Source organism: Bradyrhizobium sp. (assembly GCF_049798375.1).
Lineage (GTDB): Bacteria > Pseudomonadota > Alphaproteobacteria > Rhizobiales > Xanthobacteraceae > Bradyrhizobium.
In genome coordinates this window covers 1-7,728 of record NZ_JBARGP010000566.1, presented here as the reverse complement: position 1 = coordinate 7,728, position 7,728 = coordinate 1, and the positions used below count along the sequence as shown (strand labels likewise).

Annotated in this window: 6 protein-coding genes; all 6 read left to right on the top strand. The window is 63.7% G+C overall.

Going from position 1 to position 7,728, the window contains the following annotated elements; all coding sequences use genetic code 11:
- The coding region (locus tag WA702_RS22660) for a molybdopterin molybdotransferase MoeA (RefSeq protein WP_425112788.1) at nucleotides 1-1,018 on the top strand (1,018 nt) is incomplete at its 5' end.
- A 48-nt stretch (nucleotides 1,019-1,066) separates the two neighbouring features.
- Entirely contained in the window at nucleotides 1,067-1,312 is a 246-nt protein-coding gene (locus WA702_RS22655) for a sulfurtransferase TusA family protein (RefSeq protein WP_425112787.1), read from the top strand.
- Between the two features lie 716 nt (nucleotides 1,313-2,028).
- Entirely contained in the window at nucleotides 2,029-3,684 is a 1,656-nt protein-coding gene (locus WA702_RS22650; protein WP_425112786.1) for an OFA family MFS transporter, read from the top strand.
- Nucleotides 3,685-3,774: 90 nt separating this feature from the next.
- Nucleotides 3,775-4,050 carry a PsiF family protein gene (locus tag WA702_RS22645; protein ID WP_425112785.1) on the top strand — a complete coding sequence of 92 codons (276 nt, stop codon included), beginning with the start codon at nucleotides 3,775-3,777 and terminating at the stop codon, nucleotides 4,048-4,050.
- 128 nt (nucleotides 4,051-4,178) lie between these two features.
- Complete coding sequence (locus WA702_RS22640) at nucleotides 4,179-5,882, top strand: NADH-ubiquinone oxidoreductase-F iron-sulfur binding region domain-containing protein (RefSeq protein WP_425112784.1); 1,704 nt, start codon at nucleotides 4,179-4,181, stop codon at nucleotides 5,880-5,882.
- The coding region (locus WA702_RS22635) for a molybdopterin-dependent oxidoreductase (RefSeq protein ID WP_425112783.1) at nucleotides 5,879-7,728 on the top strand (1,850 nt) is incomplete at its 3' end. The genes WA702_RS22640 and WA702_RS22635, both read left to right, overlap by 4 nt.

The following is a 7,728-nucleotide window of genomic DNA, read 5'->3' as shown; positions in this document are numbered from 1 at the left end:
GGCTGAAGCCGTGTGGCCCGTGACCGGACGTGTCGCGGCCGGCGCTGCGGCAATGCCGATCGCGCCAGCGCATGCGATGCGCATTTTCACCGGCGCGCCGATGCCTGACGGCGCCGACACCGTGTTCATGCAGGAGGACGTTCGTGTCGCCGTTGACGGTGGCGTCGTGCTGCCCGCGGGCCTCAGGCCTGGGGCCAATGTGCGTCCAGCGGGCGAGGATATCGCGCTCGGCGCAATCGCGCTGAAGGCCGGCCAGCGCTTGCGGCCGCAGCATGTCGCGGTCGCGGCGGCGTTCGGCCTCACCGAGCTCAAGGTGCGGCGGCGCATCCGCGTTGCCGTGTTCTCGACTGGCGACGAGCTGGCCACGCCAGGCGCGCCGCGCGCGCCATCGCAACTGTATGATTCCAATCGCTTGATGTTGTTGGCGATGCTGAAACGGCTCGGCTGCGAGGTGTCAGATCTCGGCATCTTCGATGACCGGCGCGCGCCATTGGCAAGCGCGCTGCGCGAGGTCGCCGGCGCCCATGATCTGCTGCTGACGACCGGCGGCGTCTCGACCGGCGAGGAGGATCACGTCAAGGCCGCGGTCGAAAGCGTCGGCTCGCTGGTGCTATGGCGCATGGCGATCAAGCCGGGACGCCCGGTGGCGATGGGCATCATCGGCGGCACGCCCTTCATCGGACTGCCCGGCAATCCCGTGGCGAGCTTCGTTACTTTTGTGCATGTGGTGCGCCCGACCGTGCTGGCGCTGGCGGGAAGCCTGCCGGAGCCGCTCACGCCGCTGCCGGTGCGCGCGGCCTTCACCTACAAGAAGAAAGCCAACCGCCGCGAATATGTCCGGGTCTCGCTGCGCAGGGCCGCCGATGGCGGCCTCGATGCCTTCAAGTTTCCGCGTGAGGGCGCCGGATTGCTGTCATCGCTAATCGAGACCGACGGTCTCGCCGAGCTCGGCGAGGAGGTCACCAGGGTCGAGCCGGGGCAGGGCATCGGCTTTCTGTCCTACGCGGACCTGCTGTGAGCGCTCGGGATGGTTGACGCTGCACTTTCGGCTCGCCATGGTCGCCGCATGACCACGACGACCATCCTTGATCTCACCGGACTGAAATGCCCGCTGCCAGCGCTCAAGACGCGCAAGGCGCTGAAGCCGCTGAAGGCCGGCGAACGGCTGGAGGTGCACTGCACCGATCCCTTGTCGGTGATCGACATCCCCAATTTGATCCGCGAGACCGGCGACATGGTCGAGATCACCGAACGCAGCGAGACGCGAATCGTGTTTCTGATCGAGAAGCAGGACGGCGCGGCCGGCAGCTGATCGGCCCGGCTCTTTGCCGTCATTCCGGCCCATCGCTTCGCGATGTCCCCTGAATAATGAAAGAGAGATGTGGCGCACCAGCATGCCCACATTGCCCGTTGCGCCAATCTGTCGCACGGGCCTTCGGCTCCGACTTGCAAGGGGGAGGCGCAGCCGCTTATGCCTCCGGCATAATGCGTAACGAGAGCGTGGCGTCGTGAGTTCCATTGAAAAATCAGATCAATTGATTAGTCGATCAGATCGATCTTCATTGGCTATCGGAGATCTGCGATTCGCCGGGGGGCGATGGACGAGAGCGATGGTCGCAGCATTCGCAACGAATGTCTCGCCTCGGGCCGCGCAGTTCGGCAGGCCTGTCATTCGCTGCAGCGCAGTGAATCCCGACGATTCTGGAACCTCCGCTACCATTTATCTATCGACATCCGCGATGGCTTCTGCACCAATTCCGTAATTCCGCGGAGGTTGCGGATGATCTGTCGTGCGCGCTGCTGGCCAAGGTGGGGACCCAGGCTCAGAACCGAGTCTCAAAGATGGCAGACGGCATAAGACAGCCGAGGGGGTGTTATGCGTGTTGAAAACACGATCACTTCTTGTGCATCGCGAAAATGTCGCGGAGCAACACTACGGGATACCGCGGTATCACTGCGGTGATTCAGATCAAAGGGGACAGACGATGATATTCAGGCATGGGATCGATGCCTTTAGGGGAGGATGGCATGGCAGTTGTTGATAGTGCCGGAAGGACAACCGGCACGGACGCGGGGATTTTCGATCGCGAGCACACGATCGCGAAGCCGGGATTCAATCGCTGGTTGGTGCCACCGGCGGCGCTGTGCATTCATTTGTGCATAGGCATGTCCTATGGATTGAGCGTGTTCTGGTTGCCGCTGTCGCGCGCGATCGGCATCGACAAGCCGGTGGCCTGCGCCGGCCAGTCGATGATCACGGATCTTTTCACCACGACCTGCGACTGGCAGATCACCAATCTCTTGATCATCTTCACGATCGGCATCGTGATGCTGGGATTGTCGGCGGCGGTGTTCGGTGGCTGGCTCGAACGGGCCGGTCCGCGCAAGGCCGGCGCGGTGGCGGCCTTGTGCTGGTCGGGCGGCTTCCTGCTGTCGGCGCTCGGCGTTTACGTCCATCAACTCTGGATCTTGTGGATCGGGCTCGGCCTGATCGGCGGCGTTGGCCTCGGCCTCGGCTATATCTCGCCGGTATCGACGCTGGTGAAGTGGTTTCCCGACCGGCGCGGCATGGCCACTGGCATGGCGATCATGGGCTTCGGTGGCGGCGCCATGATCGGTTCGCCGCTCGCCAATCACCTGATCAACTATTTCAAGACTCCGACCTCGGTCGGCGTCTGGCAGACGTTCGTCGTGATGGGCCTGATCTATTTCGTGTTCATGATGATCGGCGCCTTTGCCTACCGGGTGACACCGGACGGCTGGCAGCCGGAGGGCTGGACCCCGCCGTCCAGGACCAACGCCATGATCACGGCCAGCACCGTTCATCTCGACAATGCGCACAAGACGCCGCAATTCTGGCTGTTGTGGCTGGCGCTCTGCCTGAACGTCTCGGCTGGCATCGGCGTGTTGGCAGTGGCCTCTCCGATGCTGCAGGAGATCTTCGCCGGCGCGCTGATCGGAAAACCGGAGATCGGCTTTGCCGCCCTCCAGGGAGCAGATAAAGTCGCTGTCGCGACGATCGCTGCGGGCTTCGTCGGGCTGCTGTCGCTGTTCAACATCGGCGGCCGCTTCTTCTGGGCCTCGCTGTCGGACTATATCGGCCGCAAGAACACCTATTACGTGTTCTTCCTGCTCGGCATCGTGCTCTACGCGCTGGTGCCGAGCTTCGCCCATATGGGCTCGCGGGCGCTGTTCGTGGCTGCGTTCTGCATCATCCTCACCATGTACGGCGGTGGTTTCTCCACCATTCCGGCCTATCTTGCGGACCTGTTCGGTGCGCAATTTGTCGGTGCGATCCATGGACGGATCCTGACCGCATGGTCTGCGGCCGGCGTGATCGGCCCGATGCTGGTGGGCTACATCCGCGATGCCCAGTTGCAAGCCGGCGTGCAGCGCTCGCTGGTCTACGACCGCACCATGTACATCCTGGTGGGCCTGTTGGTGATCGGCTTGATCTGCAATTTGCTGGTCCGGCCGGTTGCCGACAAATGGCACCTCAGCAAGGAAGAGGCGATGCGCCTGCGCGCGGAGAGCGCCGAGAACGAGGCGGCTGTCCAGCACGGCTCGTTCGGCATCGGGACCGGCGGTCTCGACCTCTCGGCCGGCCTGTTCTGGATCTTTGTCGGCATCCCGCTGCTGTGGGGCGTGTGGATGACGCTGCAGAGTGCGCTCAAGATCTTCTGATCGCTCTTGGCTGCGGGAGATCCGGGTGCGAAGCCCAGGTCTCCCGCAGCTTCTTTTTTCAACGACAACACCAGATTCGGGGGGATTTACATGTTTCGTATCAGCGTTTGCCTGGTAGCCTTGGCGCTTGTGGCGAGCCCGCTTTCGGCCGCGATGGCACAGGCCACGCCGCCAGCCGCCACGACGTCGTCAGACAGCGCCAAATCGTCACGGATCAAGCTGACGGTTGTGAAGTTGAAGGAGATGAAGGCACAGTGGCGCGCCAACAAGCCGAAGATGAAGGCGTGCCGCGCCGACCTGAAGACCAAGGGTCTGGTCGGCGATGATCGCTGGTTCTTCATGCAGGACTGCATGACCAAGAGCTGAACGCGGATCATTCGGAAGGGTATGTGGGTGCCGCTTTGCTATCGACGAAGTGAGGGGGCAGTTCTGCTTGTATCTGGCATGCCAATCACTAAAATGGATGCAAGCATAAAATCGAAACGGAATGCCTCATGACTGACGATGTGCATCGCGTGCGCGCATTCGAACATCCCGGAGAGGGGCGCCGCCGCGCCAAGGCGACGCCGAAGGGACGGCAGGTCGATCCGACCGCCGCGCACGAGATCGCGGAACTGCTCGGCGATCTGCCGCGGCGCCGCGATCTCCTGATCGAGCACCTGCACCTGATCCAAGACCGATATCACCAGATCTCGGCCGCGCATCTCGCCGCGCTCGCCGACGAGATGAAGCTGTCCTTTGCCGAGGTGTTCGAGACCGCGACCTTCTATGCGCATTTCGACGTCGTGAAGGAGGGCGATCGCGCGGTTCCGCCGCTCACCATCCGCGTCTGCGATTCCATCACTTGCGCCATGATGGGCGCCGAGCCCTTGCTGGAACAGCTGCAACAGCAGGCAGGTCCCGGCATCCGCGTTGTGCGCGCACCGTGCGTCGGCTTGTGCGACGTCGCGCCTGCGGTCGAGGTCGGCCATCATTTCGTCCAGGAGGCCACCGTCGACAAGGTGCTGTCCGCGGCGGGACGCGGCGACGTCCATCCACACGTACCAGGCTATGTCGGCTACGACGCTTATATCGCTGGTGGCGGCTACAAGCTGCTCAATGATCTGCGCGCGGGGCGTATCACCACCGACGCAATCCTGAAAGCGCTGGATGATTCCAGCCTGCGCGGACTTGGCGGGGCCGGCTTCCCGACGGGCCGCAAATGGCGCGCTGTGCTCGGCGAACCTGGGCCGCGATTGATGGCGGTGAATGGCGACGAGGGCGAGCCTGGCACATTCAAGGACCGGCTTTATTTGATGACCGATCCGCATCGCTTCCTCGAGGGCATGCTGATCGGCGCTCATATCGTTGGCGCCGGCGAGGTCTACATCTATTTGCGCGACGAATATCCGGCTGCGCGCGAGATCCTGATGCGCGAGATTGCGAAGCTGCCGCGGGGCGGCCCGGTGCTGCATCTGCGGCGCGGCGCCGGCGCCTATATCTGCGGCGAGGAATCCTCACTGCTGGAAAGCATCGAAGGCAAGCGCGGCCTGCCGCGGCACAAGCCGCCTTATCCGTTCCAGGTCGGCCTGTTCGGATTGCCGACGCTGATCAACAACATCGAGACGCTGTGGTGGGTGCGCGACATCGTCGAGAAGGGCACGGAATGGTGGACCAGCCATGGCCGGAACGGCCGGCAAGGTCTGCGCAGCTTTTCGGTGTCAGGGCGGGTGAAGAGCACGGGCGTCAAGCTGGCACCCGCCGGCATCACGGTGCGCGAACTGATCGACGGATATTGCGGCGGCATGGCCGAAGGCCACAGCTTCTATGCCTATCTGCCCGGCGGCGCATCCGGCGGTATCCTGCCGGCATCGATGGGCGACATCCCGCTCGATTTCGGCACGCTGGAGAAGTATGGCTGCTTCATCGGCTCGGCCGCGGTGGTGATCCTGTCGCAGCACGACAGCGTGCGGGCGGCGGCGCTGAACCTGATGAAGTTCTTCGAGGACGAGAGCTGCGGCCAGTGCACGCCGTGCCGCGTTGGCACGCAGAAAGCCGCACTGCTGATGCAGCAGCCGGTCTGGGACAAGCCATTGCTCGACGAATTGAGCCAGGCGATGCGCGATGCCTCGATCTGCGGGCTCGGCCAGGCGGCTTCGAACCCGCTGACCTCGGTCATCAAATACTTTCCCGATGAATTCAAGGACGCCGCCGAATGACCACGATTACGTTCGAGCTCGACGGTATCAACGTCGAAGCCAAGGCAGGTGAAACCATCTGGCAGGTGGCGCAGCGGCAGGGCAAGGAAATCCCGCATCTGTGCTACTCGCCCGCGCCCGACTATCGCGCTGACGGCAATTGTCGCGCCTGCATGGTGGAGATCGAAGGCGAGCGCGTGCTGGCTGCCTCGTGCAAGCGTACGCCAAGCGTCGGCATGAAGGTGAAGACCGAGAGCGCGCGCGCGGTCGCGGCGCAGAAGATGGTGATGGAGCTTCTGGTCGCCGACCAGCCGGCCCGCGCCACCTCGCACGATCCCGACTCCAAGTTCTGGCACTGGGCGGAGAAGACCGGCGTTACCGAAAGCCGGTTTCCGTCCGTCGAGCGCTGGCAGGCCGATCCCAGCCATCCGGCGATGCGCGTCAATCTCGATGCCTGCATCCAATGCGGGCTGTGCGTGCGCGCCTGCCGTGAGGTCCAGGTCAACGACGTCATCGGCATGGCCTATCGCAATCACGGGTCGAAAGTCGTGTTCGATTTCGACGATCCGATGGGCGAATCAACTTGCGTCGCCTGCGGCGAATGCGTGCAGGCCTGTCCGACCGGCGCGCTGATGCCGGCGGTGATGCTCGACGAGAACCAGACCCGCGTCACCTATGCCGATCGCAAGGTCGACTCATTGTGCCCCTATTGCGGCGTCGGCTGTCAGGTCACCTATCAGGTCAAGGACGAGAAGGTGATCTATGCGGAAGGGCGCGACGGTCCGGCCAATCACAACCGGCTCTGCGTCAAGGGCCGCTTCGGCTTCGACTACATTCATCATCCGAACCGCCTGACCAAGCCGCTGGTGCGTCTGCCCGGCGTCAAGAAGGACGCCTACGACCAGGTCGACCCGGCCAATCCGTTCACGCATTTCCGCGAGGCGTCGTGGGAAGAGGCGCTCGACATCGCCGCCAAGGGTCTCGTCAAGATCCGCGACGAGAAGGGACCGAAGGCGCTGGCCGGCTTCGGTTCGGCCAAGGGCTCGAACGAGGAGGCCTATCTGTTCCAGAAGCTGGTGCGTACCGGCTTCGGCTCTAACAATGTCGATCACTGCACGAGGCTGTGCCACGCCTCCTCGGTGGCGGCGCTGTTCGAAGGCTTGAGCTCCGGCGCGGTGTCGGCGCCGTTCGCGGCGGCTGCGGACGCCGAGGTGATCTGGGTGATCGGTGCCAACCCAACCGTGAACCATCCGGTCGCCGCGACCTACATCAAGAACGCCGCCAAGCGCGGCGCCAAGCTCTACGTGATGGATCCGCGGCGCCAGACGCTGTCGCGCCATGCGACGGCGCATCTCGCTTTCAAGCCCGGCAGCGACGTCGCGATGCTGAACGCGATGATCCACACCATCATCACGGAAGGCCTGACCGACGAGCAGTACATTGCCGGCTACACCGAAGGTTATGACGAACTGAAGGCGAAGATCCAGGAGTTTACGCCGGAGAAGATGGCGCCGGTCTGCGGCATCCCAGCGGACACCTTGCGCGAAGTCGCGCGGGCCTATGCCAGCGCCAAATCGTCCATCATCTTCTGGGGCATGGGCATCAGCCAGCACGTGCACGGTACCGACAACGCGCGCTGCCTGATCGCGCTGGCGCTGATCACCGGCCAGGTCGGCCGCCCCGGCACCGGCCTGCATCCGCTGCGCGGCCAAAACAACGTGCAGGGCGCCTCCGATGCGGGCTTGATCCCGATGTTCCTGCCGGACTATCAGCCCGTCGGTCGCAACGACATGCGCGGCGCCTTCGAGAAGGTCTGGGGACAGGAGATCGATCCCGAGCGCGGGCTTACCGTGGTCGAGATCATGAA

What these genes read in the sequence shown, in the direction of transcription:
- WA702_RS22655 (WP_425112787.1), top strand. Translation starts at nt 1,067, where the DNA reads ATGACCACGACGACCATCCTTGATCTCACCGGACTGAAATGCCCGCTG.
- WA702_RS22650 (WP_425112786.1), top strand. Translation starts at nt 2,029, where the DNA reads ATGGCAGTTGTTGATAGTGCCGGAAGGACAACCGGCACGGACGCGGGG.
- WA702_RS22645 (WP_425112785.1), top strand. Translation starts at nt 3,775, where the DNA reads ATGTTTCGTATCAGCGTTTGCCTGGTAGCCTTGGCGCTTGTGGCGAGC.
- WA702_RS22640 (WP_425112784.1), top strand. Translation starts at nt 4,179, where the DNA reads ATGACTGACGATGTGCATCGCGTGCGCGCATTCGAACATCCCGGAGAG.